The organism is Sorangium sp. So ce693 (assembly GCF_051521375.1).
Classification (GTDB): Bacteria; Myxococcota_A; Polyangia; order Polyangiales; family Polyangiaceae; genus Sorangium; species Sorangium atrum.
Window position 1 is genome coordinate 2,125,032 of the sequence record NZ_CP150347.1, and the last position, 19,783, is coordinate 2,144,814.

The 19,783-nt window shown below is 68.5% G+C and carries 16 protein-coding genes; 10 read left to right on the forward strand and 6 right to left on the reverse strand.

What is annotated here, in order from left to right; genetic code table 11:
* Positions 1 to 58: 58 nt before the first annotated feature.
* Positions 59 to 241 carry a hypothetical protein gene (locus tag WMF14_RS08075; protein WP_437799770.1) on the reverse strand — a complete coding sequence of 61 codons (183 nt, stop codon included), beginning with the start codon at positions 239 to 241 and terminating at the stop codon, positions 59 to 61.
* Between the two features lie 391 nt (positions 242 to 632).
* On the opposite strand from WMF14_RS08075, the gene WMF14_RS08080 reads away from it, so the two are divergent.
* Positions 633 to 986: a PDZ domain-containing protein gene (locus WMF14_RS08080; protein ID WP_437799772.1), complete on the forward strand. Its 354-nt coding sequence runs from the start codon at positions 633 to 635 to the stop codon at positions 984 to 986.
* Positions 987 to 1,263: 277 nt separating this feature from the next.
* Here WMF14_RS08080 and WMF14_RS08085 read toward each other — a convergent pair whose 3' ends face one another.
* From WMF14_RS08085 to nrfH, 4 genes are all read right to left on the reverse strand, one after another.
* A complete protein-coding gene (locus WMF14_RS08085) occupies positions 1,264 to 2,589 on the reverse strand; it encodes a M28 family metallopeptidase (protein WP_437799774.1) in 1,326 nt (441 codons plus the stop codon).
* A gap of 359 nt (positions 2,590 to 2,948) precedes the next feature.
* Complete coding sequence (locus tag WMF14_RS08090; protein ID WP_437799776.1) at positions 2,949 to 3,146, reverse strand: hypothetical protein; 198 nt, start codon at positions 3,144 to 3,146, stop codon at positions 2,949 to 2,951.
* 11 nt (positions 3,147 to 3,157) lie between these two features.
* Positions 3,158 to 4,585 (reverse strand): ammonia-forming cytochrome c nitrite reductase subunit c552, encoded by a 1,428-nt coding sequence (locus WMF14_RS08095; RefSeq protein ID WP_437799778.1) that lies wholly within the window; start codon positions 4,583 to 4,585, stop codon positions 3,158 to 3,160.
* 30 nt (positions 4,586 to 4,615) lie between these two features.
* The gene (gene nrfH / locus WMF14_RS08100) at positions 4,616 to 5,134 is read right to left on the reverse strand and encodes a cytochrome c nitrite reductase small subunit (protein WP_437799780.1); all 519 of its coding nucleotides are present in this window, start codon (positions 5,132 to 5,134) and stop codon (positions 4,616 to 4,618) included.
* 292 nt (positions 5,135 to 5,426) lie between these two features.
* Between nrfH and WMF14_RS08105 the strand changes: the two genes are divergently transcribed.
* The 8 genes from WMF14_RS08105 to WMF14_RS08140 all read left to right on the forward strand — a co-directional run bounded on the left by WMF14_RS08105 (position 5,427) and on the right by WMF14_RS08140 (position 17,977).
* A complete protein-coding gene (locus WMF14_RS08105; RefSeq protein ID WP_437799782.1) occupies positions 5,427 to 6,305 on the forward strand; it encodes a phytanoyl-CoA dioxygenase family protein in 879 nt (292 codons plus the stop codon).
* Positions 6,306 to 6,313: 8 nt separating this feature from the next.
* Positions 6,314 to 7,453 (forward strand): hypothetical protein, encoded by a 1,140-nt coding sequence (locus tag WMF14_RS08110; protein WP_437799784.1) that lies wholly within the window; start codon positions 6,314 to 6,316, stop codon positions 7,451 to 7,453.
* A 1-nt stretch (position 7,454) separates the two neighbouring features.
* Positions 7,455 to 8,699, forward strand: a complete 1,245-nt coding sequence (locus tag WMF14_RS08115) for an MFS transporter (protein WP_437799786.1) — start codon at positions 7,455 to 7,457, stop codon at positions 8,697 to 8,699.
* Positions 8,700 to 9,233: 534 nt separating this feature from the next.
* Positions 9,234 to 11,549 (forward strand): family 2 encapsulin nanocompartment cargo protein terpene cyclase, encoded by a 2,316-nt coding sequence (locus WMF14_RS08120; protein WP_437799787.1) that lies wholly within the window; start codon positions 9,234 to 9,236, stop codon positions 11,547 to 11,549.
* Between the two features lie 21 nt (positions 11,550 to 11,570).
* Complete coding sequence (locus WMF14_RS08125) at positions 11,571 to 12,977, forward strand: family 2B encapsulin nanocompartment shell protein (RefSeq protein WP_437799789.1); 1,407 nt, start codon at positions 11,571 to 11,573, stop codon at positions 12,975 to 12,977.
* A gap of 96 nt (positions 12,978 to 13,073) precedes the next feature.
* Complete coding sequence (locus tag WMF14_RS08130) at positions 13,074 to 14,474, forward strand: family 2B encapsulin nanocompartment shell protein (RefSeq protein WP_437799791.1); 1,401 nt, start codon at positions 13,074 to 13,076, stop codon at positions 14,472 to 14,474.
* Between the two features lie 14 nt (positions 14,475 to 14,488).
* A complete protein-coding gene (locus WMF14_RS08135; RefSeq protein ID WP_437799793.1) occupies positions 14,489 to 16,174 on the forward strand; it encodes a mechanosensitive ion channel family protein in 1,686 nt (561 codons plus the stop codon).
* 570 nt (positions 16,175 to 16,744) lie between these two features.
* Entirely contained in the window at positions 16,745 to 17,977 is a 1,233-nt protein-coding gene (locus tag WMF14_RS08140) for a styrene monooxygenase/indole monooxygenase family protein (protein WP_437799795.1), read from the forward strand.
* A gap of 3 nt (positions 17,978 to 17,980) precedes the next feature.
* Here the strand turns inward: WMF14_RS08140 and WMF14_RS08145 are convergent, their stop codons facing one another.
* Complete coding sequence (locus WMF14_RS08145; RefSeq protein ID WP_272101119.1) at positions 17,981 to 18,508, reverse strand: hypothetical protein; 528 nt, start codon at positions 18,506 to 18,508, stop codon at positions 17,981 to 17,983.
* 545 nt (positions 18,509 to 19,053) lie between these two features.
* On the opposite strand from WMF14_RS08145, the gene WMF14_RS08150 reads away from it, so the two are divergent.
* A complete protein-coding gene (locus WMF14_RS08150; protein WP_437799797.1) occupies positions 19,054 to 19,773 on the forward strand; it encodes a hypothetical protein in 720 nt (239 codons plus the stop codon).
* Positions 19,774 to 19,783 lie beyond the last annotated feature (10 nt).

Below are 19,783 nucleotides of genomic sequence, written 5' to 3' on the forward strand. Positions count from 1 at the left end.
CAGCACGGCGCGCTGTCGCTGATCCATTCCCTGTTGCCGGGCTCGCCGCGTCGCTGCGTCACCTGCACAGCGCCGGGGGCACACGCCCGCGGAGGACCTCGAGGAAGAACTGCTGGTTCAAGGTTACGTTGCGAATGCGGATTGCGCTGAAGCCGAGCTCGGCGTCCTCGCGCAACCCGGCGACGTGCCGCTCGACGTCGGCCGAGACGCGCGCCCGCGCGCCCACGGCGTCGGGGCGCACGTTGTGATGTCGTCCATTTTCAGGAGAGGGCGAATTGCGTCAAAATGCTCTATCACCTGAGGCGAGCGTGGTGATTCGCCTTTGACGTCCCCGAATCGCTCTATTTCCCTTTCCCCGAGATCGATTTGTCGCCGTCGTCGGCGTCGGCGTCGACGTCGCCAGGACCCTGAGCGCGGCGGCTCGCGCGGTTTGCCGCTGTGTACATTGGTGTATATTAGGGATGCTTCGTGCGGTATTGCTAGGTGGGAAACATGAGCGTGAGACGTTTGCCGGTCGCGTTCGATTGTCGTCGGCTAGGCTGTGTCTCATATCGATGTGGGGCTGGTCTGTGGCTCTTGTTTGCGCAGGCGGAATGCGTATGGGAGGGGGAATGAGAAATCTGCGAGGATTGGTGATTCTGTTTGCTGCGTCGCTCGTAATGGCTGGAGTTTTGGGAGGGTCGCTCAACTACGCGAACGCGCTTCCAATTCCATATCTGGTGGGCCCGACGGCTATAGGCGCCGATGTCGCGGATGCGACTACTATGCCCGGTGCGCTGGTCGTCGCTGTTACTCCGGGAGGGCCTTGCAATAATGCAGGTATCGAAAAAGACGATATTATTGTCGGGGTCAACAATGTTGCCGTGTTGAATGCTGAGGCATTCAACACGGCTATCGGAAATCCGAGTCCAGGTACCAAGATCTCGCTCAGGGTGTGGGACCATAAGACGAAGAAGCTGGCGTCGGTGACGATTACTACTGTGTAGACCCTGCGCCTGTGGTGACCGTCGGTTTCGGGGTGCTGGTGGGCGATAACCCCAGCTAGCTGCCCGCCAGCATATGAAGACCTCGATGAATGCCTGCTGGTTCAAGGTCGCGTTGTGCACGTAGATCGTGCTAACGCTGAGCTCCGCGTCCTCGCGCAGCCATGCCACGTGCCGCCCCACGTAGGCCGAGGCGCGCACCTGCGCGGCCAGATCCTCGGGTTGCATGGGCAGCGTACGGCGACTCGCGCCCGCTCGTCCGCCGCGCGGCGGCCTCCCGCTACTCGACCAGGATGCCTGCCGCTGCGCGCCCCGCGGCCTCGGTCAGCCGCCGCATGTAGTCCCAGTTGAGCCGATCGACCCGGTCGCAGCGCTGGTGGTAACAGGGGTTGCCGTCATCGCCGAAGAAGTTCTGCGATATGGCCACGGCCGGCGCCCCGTAGCGCCAGAACGCCGAGTGATCGCTGCGGTTCGTGCAGGCGTCCACCCGGGTCAGGCCGAGCTCGCCGTGCGACGCGGCCTTTTCGACCAGCGCGGCCAGATCGGACGACGTGTTCTCGTTGCAGTGGATGACGTGATAGTGCCCGTCGTCGTCGGAGTCGTAGCCCGTCATCTCCAGATCCAGGACGCCGACCACCTGATCCATCTGCCCGTCCCGGTAGAGCTTGCTCGCGTAGGCCTTTGAGCCGAGGAGGCCGTCCTCCTCTTGATCGAAGGCGACGACGCGCAGCCCGATGCTCAGCTTCGCGTCCTTCAGCGCGCGGGCGATGGCGAGCGACGACACGATGCCGGAGCCGTCGTCGTCGGCGCCGGCGTTGCTCATGGAGTCGTAGTGCGCCGAGAGGATGAGGACGCGCGATCGGTCGGCGCCGGGCTTGTCCGCCGTCAGGTTGACGCCCTGACTCCAGCCGCTTTGATAGGCGTGCTCCTCGACGGTGAACCCGATCGCCTCGTATTGCTGGCGCATCCAGCGGCGGGCCAGCGCTCGCCCGTCCTCGGACCCGCGCTCGCGGATGACCGCCGTGCGGCCATCGACCGTCACCGGCGCGGCCCCGGAGAGCTCCTTGAGCCGCGCCTCGAGGAACGCAGCGTCGATGTGGAGCTCGGGGAGCTCGGCGGCGCCGCCGTCGCGCGGCGCGCGCGCCCCGGCCGGAGCGCGGGTCCCCTGTCGTTCCGGAGCGCGCGACAGGACCACGTCGTGCTCTCCGATCGACTCTGCGTGAAGGCGGGGCGAGCCGAGCCAGTCATGGGGGTCGCGGCCCGTCGGGACGGCGACGGCGGCGATCCCGCCGACCCGCGCGCGCTCGCCCGGGAGCGCCGCGCCGGGGAGCGGCCCCTCCACGAGGTAGAGCGAGCTCCCGCGCTCTTTCTTCAGGGTGACGCTCTGCCAGGCGTCCTCGACGCTGGCGCGGGTCACGACGACCTGGCCAGTCTCCGTCGCGAGCCGGTTCAGGAACGTGCTGACCGTATCCTTGCCCACGTGCGAGACGTGGATCTCTTCGGCCGCCGGCTCGCCCGGATCGCCGGAGGCGCACGACGTCGAGACGAGCGCAAACGCGGCACACAGCGCGGCGACGGCGCTCGAACGATTGAGGCAGGTTGCCATGGCGTCTTCCCCTTTCGGCGACACCGTACGGATCTCAAACGAATTATCCAAGCAATATCTCGCGATGAGTCGAGCTTCGGATGAATCGCGTCAAATGCAATGAGGGACACATGAGCGCTCCATATCGGAGCTCTGGAGTCATGGCCCAGCTCGTCAGGCCGTGAGCGAGCGATGACGAGGCCGCTCGGCCTGTTCGGGCAGGCGGGCGGTGCGCTGGCCGGCGCTCCAGGTGGCCTGGAGCAGGAGAGAGGGAGTGGAAAAGAGGTAGGCGTTAACCAAGCTTCCCTCCGTGTTCTCCCACATTCGAACGTTTACGTGGTCGTGGTCGTTTACGTGAACGTTTACGTGGTCGTGGTCGTTTACGTGGTCGTGGTCGTGGTCGTCAACGATAGGCCGTGAACGACCACGACCACGACCACGACCACGTAAACGACCACGTAAACGTTCGCGTAAACGTTCGCGTAAACGTTCGCGTAAACGTTCGCGTAAACGTTCGCGTAAACGTTCGCGTAAACGTTCGCGTAAACGTTCGCGTAAACGTTCGCGTAAACGTTCACCTTGGGCCGGGTCACTCCTCGAGCGGGGTTCCATCGCGCAGCGACAGCTGGCCTCGGCGGCAGGTATCGATGGCGGACGCGAGGATGCGCATCGCCTCCTGGGGCGCGTGGAAGCCGGACGAGTTCTCGGCCTCGACGAAATCGACGAAGAACTGGCATTTCCGCTGCGCCGCGCGCGGCCCCGCGAGCGCCTCATCGGCCATCCCGGCCTCCTTCGCCCGGCGGATATCGCTGATGAGCGCGACCACCGCGTCCATCGCCCGGTCGCGCGCCTCGAAATGGCGCGACTGGATCGTCTCCACGCGCTGCCGGAGCTCGTCCTCGGGCCACTTGTGGCACGTCTGGCACGCGCGGTTCACGTTGAGGAGCGGGCTCTGCACGTGGTGATCGCTGATCTTCGTCGCGCCGACCCGCTGGTACGGCATGTGGCAGTCGGCGCAGGCCACGCCGGAGCGGGCGTGGATGCCCTGATTCCACATCTCGAACTCCGGGTGCTGCGCCTTCAGCACCTTCGCGCCGGACTCCGCGTGCGTCCAGTCCGAGTGGCCGTTCTCCTCGTAATAGGCGTAGATCTCGTCGACCTTGATGCCCTTCGCCCACGGGTACACGAGGCGCTTCTCCGGGCCCTTGAAGTAATACTCCACGTGGCACTGCCCGCAGACGTACGAGCGCATCTCCTGGCGCGTGGCCATCGTGTTGACGTCGTAATTGGCCTCGCCCGTCGACGCCTTGAGCGCGCGGATCCCCTCGATGAACCCGGGCCGCGTCACCCGGAGCTGCATCGACTCCGGGTCGTGGCAGTCGATGCACGAGACCGGGTGCGTCACCAGCTTGCGCGCCTCGGGGAAGGGCATCTGGTTCATCGCCTCCCAGCCGCGCATCAGGTCGCCGCCGCCGAGCTTCTTGTACGGCACGTACACGGACGCATGGCAGTGAATGCACGTGCCCGGCTGCTTCGTCGCGATCTGCCGCTCGGTGTACACCTGATCCTCGAGCATGTGGGCGTGCCCGCGCTCCTCCCGGAAGTCGCGCGCGAAGGCGTAGCCGGCCCACATCGTCATCAGCCGCCCGTCCTCCTCGAGCTTCGATTGCGCGACCACGCTGCGCGGATCGGCCTCCGTCGGCGTGCGCGGCACCGCCTCGCTCCCGCCGAAGCGCGTGCGCTTCTGGTCGACCGTGCGCCGGTAGCCGTCGTACTGGAGGGGGAAGTTCTTCCCCCATACGGCCGGGTCGTCTATCGTGTCGTCAAGCTCGACGACGCGATAGAACGGGCTCTTCGCCTCCTGTTTGTGCTCGAAGATGTTCACGAGCAGCGCGGCGATCCCGGCGGTCGCCGCCGCGGCGGCGACCGCCGCGAGCGGCAGGTAGCGCCAGCGCGCCGGCGGCTTGCCGGTGCGCGCGCTCTTCTGCGTGGATCCTTCGTCCTTCGGCTCCGTCATCGGTTCCATCCCTCGTGCAGCGGGCGCCCCTCAGTGCAGGTGGCCCACCGATTCATGGCAGCGCACGCACGAGAGCCCCGCGGCGCCGTGGTGCTCGCTGTCGATCGCATCCACGACGTCGCCGTGACACCCGCGACAGGCCTCCTCCGTGATGCGTAGATTGCTGGGCTTGATCCGGATCGGGTCCGGGAAGCGGCCCGAGGTGAAGGCGAAGGAGTGCCAGAACCCGTTCGACGCCTTCGTGGCATATTTTCCCAGGAACGTGTGCGGCGCGTGACAGTCGTTGCACCCTGCCACCGCTCGGTGGCTGGAGCGCTGCCACCCGGCGAACTGCTCGTTCATGATGTGGCAGTTGGCGCACGCCGACGGATCGCTCCCCAGGTACGAGGCGCCCTTCGCATAAACGAAGGTGTACCCGCCGAGCCCGGCGGCCACGCCGAGCGCGACGCAGAGCGCGAGGAGCGAGGCCCCCGTGGAGCCGCGCCCGCCGCGCGCTCGCCCGCGCACCGGCGGCTCCGGCGGTTCATCTCGCCGTTGCCCTTCCGTCATGGGATCTTGTTCGTGGGTCATCTATCGCCGCACCGGGTCATCGACTCTCGATCGTCGACCCGCCGCTTTGCAAGGCAGGTGCCGCTACGTCTCCGCTGGAGCGGCGATCGGCGGCCTGGCGCCGGGGAGGAGCCGACTCGGCTCGAGGGGCGACCGCGGGACGCCGCGGCGGGCCGGCGCGCTCGGCTGCAAGGCGTGCGCATCGGTGCAGATTCCGCGCTGGCGGGCGCTCCCTGCGGCCGCTGTTCCCGCCGCGGCCCGTCTGCGCTAGGGACCTGGCAGGAGACGTCACGTGAACGCCCCGCGCGACACGCAGAAAGCCGCCGCCACGCCCGCGAGCGCCGGCCTGCCTCCGGCGAACCACCGTATCCGGCTGCCGGATTTCGAGCTCGGCGGCGCGCTCACGGCCGAGCAGCGGGACTTCCTCGACGAGCACGGGTTCATCCGCTTCCGCGGGTTCGCCGATCGCGGCGCGGTGCGCTCGCTCGTCGAGGAGGTCGAGGCCATGGACCGCCGGCTCGTCGGGGAGGGCAGGGCGCACATCAACGGCGTCCCGCTCCTCTTCGGCACGCGGAAGGACGGCTCCCGCTACATCCAGCGCATGGTGTTCGCGTCGCTCTTCGGCGAGCGCCTCCGCGCCTTCGTCCGCGACCCTCGCTTCGGCGCCGTCCTCGACGTGGCCGGGCCTGGCTACAGGATCGGCGAGCGGGAGCGCGACGGGCTCGTCATCAACCATTACCGCCACGAGGAGGGGTCGACGTACCAGCGCCTCGGCTGGCACACCGACAGCCTGCGCGACCTCTTCTATCTCGAGAAGCCGCGCCGGTACCTGAACGTCGGCTTCTATCTCGACGACTCGCCCCTCTCGAAGGGCGGCGTGCGGCTGATCCCGTCCTCTCACCGACAAGGCCTCTTCGAGATGATGACCCGCAAAACCTATTTCCTCGACCACCGGCCCGACCCGGACGAGTACGCGCTCGAGGCCGCGGCGGGGGACCTCACGATCCACGACGGCCGCATCTGGCACCGCGTCGCGCAGGCCACGGCCACGGGCGACGCCAGCCAGCGGCGCGTGATGTACCTGCCGCTCATGAGCGGACCGCTCAAGGAGAAGCATGAGGGCAGCCCCACGCCGCTCTATTTCCGGCTGAAGCGGCTCGCGGGGTACTGAGCGCCTCGATGTCGATCACCATCGAGGAGGCGAAGAGCGGCGCGGATCTCACCGAGATCCTCGACCTGCCGCTGCGCCTCCACGCGGCCGATCCTGGCTATGTCGCGCCCCTCCGCCCGCTCGTGCTGCGGCGGCTCGACCCGCGAAACCCCTTCTTCCGCGACGCGCAGCTCCGCCTGTTCCGGGCGCGGCGCGGGCGCGAGACGGTCGGGACGATCTCGCTCCTCCTCGACGGGCGCCACGATCGCCACAGCGGCGAGCGCGCGGCGTTCTTCGGCTTCTTCGAGTGCGAGCGCGATCCGGAGGCGGCGCGGGCGCTCTTCGGGGCGGTGAGCGAGCGGGCGTTGGCGCTCGGCGCCACGTCGCTGCGCGGCCCGCGCAACGTGACGCGGGTGGAGGACATCGGGCTCCTGGTCGAGGGGTATGGCTCCCGGCCGCCGATGCTCGCGGGCCATCACCCTCCGTATTACCGCGAGCTCGTCGAGGCCGAGGGGTTCTCGAAGCGTTACGACATGCTCGCTTACGACACCCCGCTCGTCGACGCGGCGGGGCGCCGCCGCGAGCTCCCCGAGGCCCTGCGCCGGAAGGCCGCCGCGGTGAGCCTCCCCGGCCTCGAGGTGCGTCGCGTCGCGGTTCACCGCCTCTCGGGCGACATGGAGATCGCCCACGCCGTCTTCACCGAGGCATACCGCGGCGTGCCGGAGGTCGTCCCGATGTCGCGCGCGGAGTTCGTGAACCTGGGGCGCGCGTTCGTCGCCCTGGCGAGCCCGCGCCTCTTGCAGATCGCGACGGTGCGCGGCGAGCCCGCCGCGTTCGCGGCGTGTTTCCCCGAGCTGAACGAGGCGTTCGCCGCGGCGCGCGGGCGGCTCCTGCCGCTCGGCTGGGCGCGCGTCCTCGGGGCGCTCCGCCGCGTCCGGACGGCGAGCTTCAAGCTGATCGGCGTCGTGCCGGCGTTCCGGTCGACGGGCCTCCACGCGCTCCTCGTGCGGCACGTCGTCGACGGCCTCTTCGCGGCGGGGTACGAGCGGCTCGAGGCCTCCTTGATCCACGAGGACAACGCGGCGATGCGCCATATCGTGGAGTCGGCCGGGTGCGTGCCTTACCGGCGTTATCGCGTCTACGAGCGCCCGCTCGGAGGGAACAGGTGATATGACGACAGCTGCTCCGCACCAGAAGACGCCGTTCACGCCGTACCAGCGGCGGCTGTTCTGGTTCCTTAGCGTGGCCTCGTTCTTCGAGGGCTACGACTTCCTGGCGCTCACGCAGATATTGCCCAACTTCGGCGCGCAGATGGGCCTCGCGCCCCGCCACGAGGGGCTCCTCGTCGGGGTCATCAACTCGGGGACGATGATCGCGTATCTCCTCGTGCGCAAGGCCGACCAGTGGGGACGGCGACGGGTGCTATCGGTCACCATCGCGGGGTACACGATCTTCTCCGTGCTGACGGCGTTCTCTCCGAACGTCTATGTCTTCGCCGTCCTGCAGCTCCTCGCGCGCATCTTCCTCCTCGGCGAGTGGGCGGTCAGCATGGTGATGGCGGCCGAGGAGTACCCGAGCGATCGGCGCGGGATGGTGATCGGCGTCATCCAGGCGTTCTCGAGCCTGGGATCCATCGTGTGCGCGGGCGTCGTGCCGCTGCTCCTCGCGACGCCCTACGGGTGGCGCAGCGTGTATCTCGTCGGCGGCGTCCCGCTCTTGCTCATCGCGGTCGCGCGGCGCGGCCTGCGCGAGACGGCGCGGTTCGAGCAGGCGGCGGCCGAGCGAAAGGGGGAGGGGACGCCGTCGTTCACGCGCATCCTGCGCACGCCGTACCGCCGGCGGATGCTGCAGCTCGCCTTGATCTGGGGCCTCACGTACGTTTGCACCCAGAACGCGGTGACGTTCTGGAAGACGTTCGCGCTCCGGGAGCGCGGGCTCAGCGACGGCGAGGTGGGCGGCAGCATCACGTTCGCCGCGCTCGTCTCGATGCCGCTCATCTTCGCCTCGGGCAAGCTGCTCGACGTGGTGGGCCGCCGCAAGGGCGCGGTGATCATCTATGTGCTGGCGGCGGCCGGCGTGCTCGGCGCTTACTCGCTGGGCTCGCGGGGCGGGCTCACGGCCGCGCTGGTCTTCGCCATCTTCGGCGCGAGCGGGGTGCTCCCCGTGCTGAACGCCTACATGACCGAGCTCTTCCCCACGCACCTCAGGAGCGACGCGATCGCCTGGTCGAACAACCTGCTCGGCCGGATCGGCTACATGCTCTCTCCGATCGCCGTCGGCTTCGCCGCGGAGGAGATCGGCTGGGGACCGGCGGTGTCCGCGACGGCGCTCTTTCCGCTGGTCGCGCTCGCGCTCATCCTGTGGCTCCTCCCGGAGACGCGCGGCAAGGAGCTCGAGGAGACGGCGCGGGTATAGCCCAGCTTCGTGTGTCAGAAATCCGGCCAAGGATCGCCGACACGCTACAAGGCGTCGAGAAGAACACAAAAATTTTGGCGTCTCGTGGCGTCTTGGTGTCTCCAGCATCCTGGCAGGCTGGGGTAAGCACCACACTCCACCGCCGCGCGGTGAGCGCAAACGAGCGGGCTGAAACGTGGTTGCTGTCGGCGGCTCACAGGCTGCCGAGCCGACCCGGCGGGTGAGCGTGACATGACTGCGCCCGCCCGCGAGCCTCGAGCGGTCGCCGCGGCGCCCGAGCGATTTCGCACCAAGCAACCGTTTTGGAGTTCCTGCGGTCTGGAGCTCGCCATCAATTAATTTGGTGGCAGCGCTGGACTGAACTAGATCCGCCCCGTCCGAACGATCCCGATCGGTCTGTGGGGACGATCCTTACCAACGCGTCGTCGCACGTCTGCGTGCGAGCGGCCGAGGTGCGTCCGGAATACGGACCGCCAAGACATTCAGGTCGCCCGCGTCGCTCAACTCGACGTCGCGCGCGAGAAGTCAGCGAACATGCAACCTTTCACGCTGCCCGACTTCTACATGCCGCATCCGGCGCGCCTCAATCCTCACCTCGAAGGTGCGCGCGCGCATACCAAGGCCTGGTCCTACGAGATGGGTATCCTGGAGGAGAACCCGCAGGGAAAACCCATCTGGACCGAGCGCGACCTCGACGCGCACGACTACGCGCTGCTCTGCGCGTACACCCACCCCGACGCGCCCGCGCCCGAGCTCAATCTGATCACGGATTGGTATGTCTGGGTGTTCTTCTTCGACGACCATTTCCTCGAGATCTACAAGCGCACCAAGGACATGCGCGGCGCCAAGGCGTACCTCGACCGCCTGCCGCTCTTCATGCCCGTCGTGCCCACGGGCACGCCGCCGGAGCCGACGAACGTGGTCGAGCGCGCGCTCGCGGACCTCTGGGCGCGGACCGTCCCGCTCACCTCGGTCCACTGGCGCGAGCGCTTCCTCGTGGCGACGAAGAACCTGATGCTCGAATGCATGTGGGAGCTCGCCAATATCCAGGAGAACCGCGTCGCGAACCCGGTCGAATACATCGAGATGCGACGAAAGGTCGGCGGCGCGCCCTGGTCCGCTGGCCTCGTCGAGATCGCCGTGGGCGCCGAGGTCCCGGCCGCCGTCGCCGCGACGCGCCCCCTCGAGGTCCTGCGCGACACGTTCTCGGACGGCGTCCACCTGCGCAATGACGTGTTCTCGTACCAGCGGGAGGTCGAGGACGAAGGGGAGAACGCCAACTGCGTGCTCGTCCTCGAGCGTTTCCTCGGCGTCCCCACGCAAAGGGCGGCCGATCTGACGAACGAGATCCTGACGTCGCGGCTCCAGCAATTCGAGAACACGGCGCTCGTCGAGGTGCCGGCGCTCTGCATGGAGTACGGGCTGACGCCGACGCAAGCCCTCGACGTCGCCAAGTACGTGAAGGGGCTGCAGGATTGGCAGTCCGGCGGCCACGAATGGCACATGCGGTCGAGCCGCTACATGAACGAAAACGCGGACAAATCCGCGAGCGTCCCCGAGCTCGTCGGGGCGCCGACGGGGCTCGGCACCTCGGCGTTCCGGATCAGGCTCACGCCCGCCGCCCTGGGTTTGCAGCGGATCAAGACCCTCACCCACGCCCCGTTTCAGCCTGTGGGCAGGACGCCGCTCCCGAAGATCACCATGCCGTTCAAGCTCCGCTTGAGCCCGCATCTGCCCGCGGCGCGCCGGAACACCCTCGAGTGGGCCCGCAAGTTCGCGATGCTCGACGTGGTGCCGGGCGTCTTCGGGTCCGGGATCTGGGACGAGCGCAGCTTCATCGGCTTCGATTTCCCCATCTGCGCTGCGGGCATTCACCCGGACGCGTCCCCGCACGAGCTCGACCTGAGCTCCGCCTGGCTGACGTGGGGGACGTACGCCGACGATTATTTCCCGCGCGTGTTCGGCGCGACGCGGGACATGGCGGGCGCGAAACGGTTCATCGCCCGGCTCTCGATGTTCATGCCCCTCGACTGCGCGGGCGCCCCGGTGCCCGAGAACCCGGTGGAGAGCAGCCTGCTGGATCTCTGGATCCGTACGGCTTCCGCCATGTCGACGAATTCGCGGCAATCGCTCCGCCGCAGCGTCGAGACCATGACCGGGAGCTGGCTCTGGGAGCTCCTGAACCAGACCCAGAACCGGATCCCGGATCCGGTCGATTACGTCGAGATGCGCCGCAAGACGTTCGGCGCCGATCTCACGATGAGCCTGCCCAAGCTCACGCTGGGCGATGTGGTCCCGGCCGAGCTCTTCCGCACGCGGACGATGCGAGGGCTCGACAACACCACGGCCGACGTGGGCGGGTGGATCAACGATCTCTATTCGTACCGCAAGGAGATCGAGTTCGAGGGCGAGCTCAACAACCTCGTGCTGGTCGCCGAGCGGTTCCTCGAATGCGACGCGCAGCGGGCCAAGGAGGTCGTCAATGACCTGATCACGGCGCGCGTGCTGGAGTTCGAGCACATCGTCGCGACCGAGCTGCCCCGAATCCTCGACGAATTCGACCTCGACAAGGCGGCGCGCGAGGCCGTGCTCGGATACGTCGAGAAGCAGCGAGCGTACATGGCTGGCGTCCTCAACTGGCACGTCGTGACGAGCCGGTACGTGGACGCGGAGCTCGAGCGCCACCCGATCGAACGGGCGATCGAGGGCGCGCGTGGGTTTGGCGCCTCTGCGGCGCGTATCAGCAGTCTCTTCGGCGCCGGAAAAGCCGGCGCCGCGGCTCCTGCTGCGAAGGCGGATCTTTCAATGGGTACGGCGCGGTCCGTGCCGGCGAAGCACGGGCGGCCCTAGCCGTCCGGGAAAGAGATACTCATGTCCATCACAGGTAATCTGGGTTCGATCGATCAGCACCAGACCAGCCTCGCGACGGCGGCCGCGCGGCAGCTCGCGACGACGACCAAGTCGGCGCCGCAGATGCAGGGCATCTCGTCGCGGTGGCTGGTCAAGCTCCTGCCGTGGGTGCACGTCAACGGCGTGTACCGCGTGAACCGCCGCCTGAGCTATGCGGTGGGCGACGGGCGGGTGACGTTCACGAACACCGGCGCGAAGATCCAGGTCATCCCGCAGGAGCTCGGCGAGCTGCCGCTCCTCCGCGGTTACGATGACGTCGAGGTCCTCACCGCGCTGGCGAACCGCTTCGTGCAGCGTGAATACAAGCCCGGCGACGTCATCACCGAGCGCGGCAAGGAGGCCGATCACATCAGCCTCATCGCGCACGGCAAGGTCAACAAGATCGGCGCGGGCAAGTACGGCGATGAGACGGTGCTCGCGGTCCTCGCCGACGGCGACCATTACAGCTACCAGGCGCTCCTGGAGACGCAGGATTACTGGACGTTCACGGCCAAGGCCGTCACGGCGGTCACGGTGCTGACGCTCCAGCAGAACGTCTTCGAGGAGCTCGTCGCCCAGCACCCGTCGCTGAAGAAGCACCTCGACAACTTCAAGGCGCTCGCCACGAAGAAGCAGGACAACACGGGCGAGGCCGCGATCGAGATCGCGGCGGGCCACTCCGGCGAGCCCGTCCTCCCCGGCACGTTCGTCGATTACGAGACCTCGCCCCGCGAGTACGAGCTCAGCGTGGCGCAGACCGTGCTCCACATCCACACGCGCGTCGCGGATCTGTTCAACGAGCCGATGAACCAGACGGAGCAGCAGCTCCGCCTGACCATCGAGGCCCTGAAGGAGACCCAGGAGCACGAGCTCATCAACAACCCCGAGTTCGGTCTCCTGCACAACGCCGACCTGAAGCAGCGCATCCACACGCACAGCGGCCCCCCGACGCCGGACGACATGGACGAGCTCCTCGCCACGGTCTGGAGGGAGCCGTCGTTCTTCCTCGCGCCCCCGCGGGCCATTGCGGCGTTCGGCCAGGAGTGCAGCCGCGTCGGCGTCTATCCGCAGAGCATCGAGGTGAACGGCCATCGCGTCCCGGCGTGGCGCGGCGTGCCGATCTTCCCGTGCAACAAGATCCCGGTCTCGGAGACGCGGACGACCTCGATCCTGCTCGTGCGCGCGGGCGAGAAGAACCAGGGCGTCATCGGCCTGCACCACGCCGGCATTCCGGACGAGGTCGAGCCGAGCCTCAACGTGCGCTTCATGGGGATCAACGAGAAGGCCATCATGTCGTACCTCGTCAGCCTCTATTACTCGGCGGCCGTGCTGGTCCCCGACGCGCTCGGCGTCCTGGAGAGCGTCGAGATCGGACGCGCCCACGAGTGAGCCTCGAGCGGTAGCCGCTCCGCGCGTGCCCCGCGCAGACGTGGGGCACACGCGGAGCGCTCTGCTCTCCGAAGCGCGCAGAAGGAAAGGTACGTCATGGCAAACGCGGAAATGCTTGGGAACGGGGACGAGGGTGAGCGTTCGAGCCTCGGGACGCTGGGGGCGCGAGGGCTCGCGACGACGACCAAATCGCACCCGCAAATGCAGGGGATCACGCCCAGGTGGCTCTTGCATGTATTGCCCTGGGTCGAGGTCACGGGCGGCACGTATCGCGTGAACCGCCGCCTGAGCTATGCCGTCGGCGACGGGCGGTTGAGCTTCAGCAACGTCGGGGCGAAGGTGCAGGTGGTCCCGCAGGAGCTCGGCGAATTGCCGCTCTTGCAAGGCTTCTCGGACGACGCCGTGCTCGACACCCTGGCGAGCCGGTTCACCCAGCGGGAGTACAGGCCCGGCGCGCTGATCGCCGAGCGCGGAAGACCGGCGGAGACGATCTTCCTGCTCGCGCACGGGAAGGCCCAGAAGCTCGGCGTGGGCAAGTACGGCGCCGACACGATCCTCGACGTCCTCGCGGATGGGGACCATTTCGGGGATCAGTCCGTCATCGAGTCGAACGACGTATGGGCCTATTCGGTCAGGGCCGTCACGCCGTGCATCGTGCTCGAGCTCCCGCAGCGCGTCTTCGAGGAGCTGATCTCGCGATCCCCGGCGCTCCACGCGCACGTCGAGTCGCTCAAGGAGCGGCTGAAGAAGCCGCAGGACAAGCTCGGACAGGCGGCGATCGCGCTCACCGCCGGTCACAAGGGCGAGCACGCGCTCCCGGGGACGTTCGTCGATTATGAGACCGCGCCGCGTGAATACGAGCTCAGCGTCGCGCAGTCGATCCTCCGGCTCCACACGCGCGTCTCGGATCTCTTCAATGATCCGATGGATCAGCTCCAGGAGCAGCTCCGCCTGACCGTCCAGGCCCTGCGCGAGCGGCAGGAGCACGAGCTCATCAACAACCGTGATTTCGGCCTCCTGCACAACGCCGACCTGAAGCAGCGCCTCCATCCCCGGAGCGGCCGCCCGACGCCCGACGACATGGACGAGATCCTCTGCCGGCGCCGCAAATCGCAGTTTTTCCTGGCGCACCCGCGCACGATCGCCGCCTTCCACCGGGAGTGCAGTCGCCGCGGCGTCTACCCGACCACCGTCGAGCTCTCCGGCATGCAGGTCGCGGCGTGGCGCGGCGTCCCGATCCTGCCTTGCGACAAGATCCCCATCAACGAGGACAAGACGAGCTCCATCCTCGTCATGCGCACGGGGCAGGAGCATCAGGGCGTCATCGGCCTCCACCGCACGGGCCTCCCCGAGGAGATCGAGCCCGGTGTCTCGGCCCGCAGGATGGAGACCGACGGAAAGGCCATTACCTCGTACCTTGTGAGCACCTATTACTCCGCCGCGGTGCTGGTGCCCGACGCCCTCGGCGTCCTTGAGAACGTCCAGATCGGGCGGTAGTCTCGACTGCATCGATGACTCTGCATCTCGACCTGCTCCTCCATAACCTCGTCGCGCTGTGCATCGCGATCGTGGCCCTCCTGCTCCTCTCGGAGCTCGTGGTCAGGCTGATCCATCGGGGCTACGCCTTCGTCTTGCGCTCGCCGACGCTGGAGCACGTCACGGCCGACGAGCGCAAGTCGTTCCGGCGTCGCGTCCGTCGCCGCGCGCTCGTCTGGGTCGCGCTCGTCGGGGCCGTGCTCGTGGGCGGCGCGGCGTTCGCCGTGGTCCGCGGGATTCGCGCCCTCGACGTGGTGAAGAGCGCGCTCGTCGGGCTCGCCGGAGACGATCCCGCGCTCGCCAAGATGCGGTGGCTCACCGCGCTCGGCATCGCCGTCGGCGCGCTCTTCGTCGACGCCCTCGCCCGGGGGCTCGCCGACGCGCTGGGGAAGGCGGTCGCGCGCTCGGACTGGCTGGCGAAGCGGCGCGAGCCGGTCGCAGAGGTCACGATACGCCTGCGCAAGGCGCTCCGCGTGGTCGTCCTCGGCGCCGCAGCGGTCCTCCTCGCCGAGAAGCTCGCGCTCGCGCCGGGGACCCAGCGCGCCGTATTGCTCGCCAGCTACACGCTGGGCGCATTTTACATGAGCCGCCTCGCGACGGGGATCGGGTACCTCCTCCTCGACGTCATCTTCGACAACTCCACGAGGCTCGCCCGCCTCGAGAGCCCGCTCAGGTACCTCGGGAACCTGTCGCACCTGCTCGGGATCACGAAGCGCGTCGTCGATTATTGCGTGTACATCACGGCGGCGACGTGGGTCGCGGACGCGCTCACGCCCGACACGTGGCTCTCGCAGGCGGGGCGGGTCGGGCTCCGGATCATCGCGATCGTCTATGCGAGCCGGGTCCTCGTCGAGATCTGCGTGCTCCTCATCAACGACCTCTTCCTCGGGAAGGTGGCGGAGGAGAACCCCCAGACGCTCCAGCAACGAAAGACCCTGGTCCCTGTGGCCATGGGCTTCGTGCGGTACGCGATTTACTTCTCGGCTCTCGTGCTGGGGCTGCGCGAGGCGTCCATCGACCCCACGCCGCTGCTCGCCGGCGCCGGCGTCATCGGCGTGGCCATCGGCTTCGGCGCGCAGACGTTCGTGGGGGACATCGTGGCCGGCTTCTTCATCCTCTTCGAGAACCTGCTCCTCGTCGGGGATCTCGTGGAGATCGGCGGCATCCAGGGCCGCGTGGAGGAGATCGGCGTTCGTATCACGAAGATCCGCGACGAGATCGGCGTGCTCCATTCGATCCCGAACGGCGAGGTGCGCAAGGTCGCGAACCATTCTCGATCCTACGTGAATGCGGTGGTCGACGTGCACGTGCCTTACGAGGAGGACGTGCAGCGGGTGCGCGAGCTCCTCGCGAGGGTCGCCGAAAAGGAGGTCGAGCTGCAGACGGGCGCTCCGGGGCAGGTGGAAGTCGGCGTGGAGGAGCTCAACGAGGGATCGATCGTCCTGCGGATCAGCGCGCGCGTGCCGCCCGGCAAGAACAAGGAAGTGAACGATGCGCTGCGCGGCCGCGTCGTCGAGGAGCTTTGCAAAGCTCAGGTCAGCGCGCCGCGCCCGCGTCGAGCCGTCCTCATCGACAGCACGCTTTCCGTCAAGAACCCGCCCAGGCGAGAGATCGAGGAATCCGCGCCCGTCATGCCTTTCTCGCCCACGAGCGACGACTGACGAGCGGTTCGTCCCGCGGCCGTGCTCAGCCCCGAGCGCGGTGTTTCCCCAAGACGGTGGCGAGGCGAGCACCCCATCGATCGAGCTCGGCCGGAAGACTTCCCCGCGCTCCGCGCCTTCTTCGACGGCGATGCCCTCTTCGCGCTGGGCACGGGCGCGTCCGGCACGACGCTCGGCATGATGACTCTACGCGTCATGGCGGCCGAGGTCTGCACGCTGGCCGTGGTGCGCGCCATCCGCGCGGCGCAGTGCGTGACGGTCGGCGCTGCGCACCTGCCGGCGGCCGGCGGCGGGGGACCTGGGATGAAGTCGGTCGATGTCGCGGTGATGCTGGCTACGGGCCTGCGTTCGAAGCCGCGACTCGTTCTCGTATTTCGACTACCTTGGTCAGAGCCACGGAGGGGTGACGGTTGCGACAATGGATCCGCCGGACGGAGCCGCCGCGCGAGGGGCCCCGCCGCCGCGATCCGCTCTCGCGATGTCGCCGCAATCGAGGGCGCCGAGAGCCCGGCGGACCTCACATGCCGTGAAGCTCGCACGCACAGCGGAGAAGGAACGAGGAGGACAAGGATGCCCACCATTGCAATCGTCGGCGCCGGCGTGGCCGGCCTGCACCTCGCGCTGCACCTCCAGAAGGAGGGCCTCGACGTGAGCCTCTACGAGGAGCGCACGCCGGACGAGATCCGGACGGGGCGCCTGCCCAGCACCGTCGGGCTCTCCCCGCCGACGCGGGCGCGCCAGCGGGCGCTCGGCGTCGCGCACTGGGAGGGGCCCGAACATGCCACCAGGACCATCCGGATCCGCGTGGCGGCCGCGCCGGCGCTCGACTTCGTCGGTCGCCTCGCGGATCAAGCGCTCTTCATCGACATGCGCGTCTATCTGCCCCAGCTGCTCGAGGACTTCGTCGCGCGTGGCGGCCGCGTGGTGAGGGCCTCGCTCGACGCGGCCGGCGTCCGCGGCCTCGCCGCCGGACACGACCTCGTGGTCGTCGCCACGGGCCGGGCGGGCCTCACGGAGCTCTTCTCGAAGGTCCCCGAGCGAAGCCCGCACGCCGCGCCCATGCGGCGGCTCTTCGCGGGCATCGTCCGAGGGCTCCGCATGCCACCCGGGCCGATGGAGTTCATGTTCCAGCTCTCCCCGGGGCACGGTGAGATCTTCGAGAACCAGTACATCACGCTCGGGGGGATCGCGCCCTCGCTGCTCATCGAGGCGATCCCCGGCGGCGCGCTCGAGCCGATCACGCGGATGCGCTACGAGGACGATCCGGCGCGCTTCGACGCGGCGCTGCTCGACGCGGTGCTCGCGCACGCGCCGCTCACGGCCGAGCGCGTCGATCGGGCGAGCTTCGGCCTGGCCGGCCCGCGCGACTACCTGACGGGCGCCGTGACCCCGGTGGTGCGGCGCGCGTACGCGCCCCTCGGCGGCGAGAGGTTCGCGCTCGCGCTGGGCGATCTCCACATCACTTACGATCCGATCACGGGCCAGGGCGCGAATATGGCCACGCTCGCGGCGTCGCTCGCCGCCGAGCAGATCGTCGGGCAGGCGGCCGCCGGCGCCGCGTTCGACGAGGCGTTCTGCGCGGACCTGGAGGATCGCCTCTGGAACGCGCTCCGGCCGGCCACCGAGTGGACGAACGCCTTCCTCTTGCCGCCGCCGGACCACGCGCTGGCCCTCCTCGCCGCGGCCGCGCGCAGCCAGCCGGTGGCCGACGCGTTCGCCACGAACTTCTCGTACCCGGAGCGCCAGTGGGCGATCCTCTCGTCGCCCGAGGCGACGGCCAGCTTCATCGCGAGCCACGCCTGACGATCAGCTGAAGCGCGCCCGGATCGGCGCCGGGCTCTCGCAGATCGGGCACGCGTCCGCGCGCTCGGCGATCTTGCCGCAGTCCTTGCAGTCGACGCGATAGCCGTGGAAGCCGGGGTCGTGCAGCTCGACGCTCGTCTGCGCCCTGTCCGCGCGCTTTCCTTCGTACTTCACGCGCATCGGCACGAACGCGATATAGCGCACCTCGATGTGCTCGCACCGCGAGCACCGCTCCGGCACGGCGTACGTGTTGGTCGTCGTGAGCCCGCGCGCGAGGCCGCCTTCGGCGTGGCACCGGGGGCAGCGGTCGTCCGTGAACAGGAGGTGCTGGCACGCGCCGCACGTGATCTCGTACAGCCCGTCGACGAACATCTCGCCTTTGTAGACCCACTTGACCGGTCCGACGGGCTCGCCCTCCATGAGCGGCACGAGCCCGTCGACATACGAGCGTAGGTTGAGCTGTCGTCCCCCGCACGCGGGACACCCCGCCTCGACCATCTCGGCAAACGCGCGTTCGGAGAGCCTGCTCATGATCGTCGCCTTCTAGCACGCCTCGGCGGCGGGAGGACCGAAATGCCCGGGCCGCGCCTGCCACGCCAGCGCCGGCCATTGCGGGCGCTGGCGTCGCTCTGGAGGGGCCAGCCTCCACAGATGGAGGCCCCGGCCTCCAGGGCATGGCCTCCGAGCGGGGCCCGGACCATTCCAACAGGCGCCCGGCATCACGCGAAGCCGGCGCTCGCTCCACGACCAAGCGCTGCAAACTCGGGGAGTTGCCGCCCAGCGCACGGCCTTCGGCGGCGCCGCGCCGGGCCGCCCAGGCGTGCCGTCAGCCCATGGCCTGACGATTGCTATTACGTTGATCCGTAGCTCGCACGGTCGGTCAGGCGATTCCCACCATGACGTCGAGGGGTGGGAAGAGCGCCTGCCCAGCATCCATATCGCGCTCGCGTGAGACCAGCGCGCAGGCCTGCCGACGCGGAGGCGCTGCGGCCGCGCGCGCCGTCGAGAGGGCGAGAGCGCCCGAGCACGAACCGAACCCGAGGTGAACCATGTCGTCGGTCTCCATCAGAACAACGATGATCTTCATTCTCATCGGCGCGGCCGCGGGCTGCGCCGCCCCTGCCGAGAAGGACGCGCCGGAGGAAACGGCGGTCGAGTCGCAGGCGGTCGAGTGCAGCAACGAGTGCATCCTGGCGATGGTGAACAGGCAGCTCTCGCTGATGGGAGAGTTCGGGAGCGAGGAGGAGTTCACGCGGGCGCTCCGGGAGCTCGTGGCCATCGGGCCGGCGGTCGTCCCCGTGGTCGCCGAGGTCTACAAGGCGTGGTCGGTGTCGATCCCGCCGGACAAGGCCGAGTCGGCGAGGCCCGGCGAGATGCGCTGGCGGGCGGCTCACCTCCTTGGCCTGCTCGGCTCGCGCGACGGCATCAAGCCGCTGAACGAGATCGCCACGACGAAGCTCCCCGACCCCGAGGTCGACGAGCAGCTCTTCGCGGATGAATACCGCGTTCGCCTGCGCGCGATCGCCGGGCTCGAGGCGCTCGGCGCCGCGGAGGAGCTGAAGGCCATCTACTCCGCCGGCGACCTCCTGCGCAACCCGGCGGCGGCGAGCCTCTACGCCCTCGGGATCGACGTCGGCGGGATCCAGCTGATCGACGCGCGCAAGGCGCTCGCGGAGGACGTCGCCGACGCCAAGGATTACAACCCGAACAACGGTCGGCCGGCGCAGCCGGAGAAGCCCGGATCACGGGCGTTCAAGGTGGCTCCCCGGACCGACACGCCTGCCATCACTCGTTGAGGGATCGATC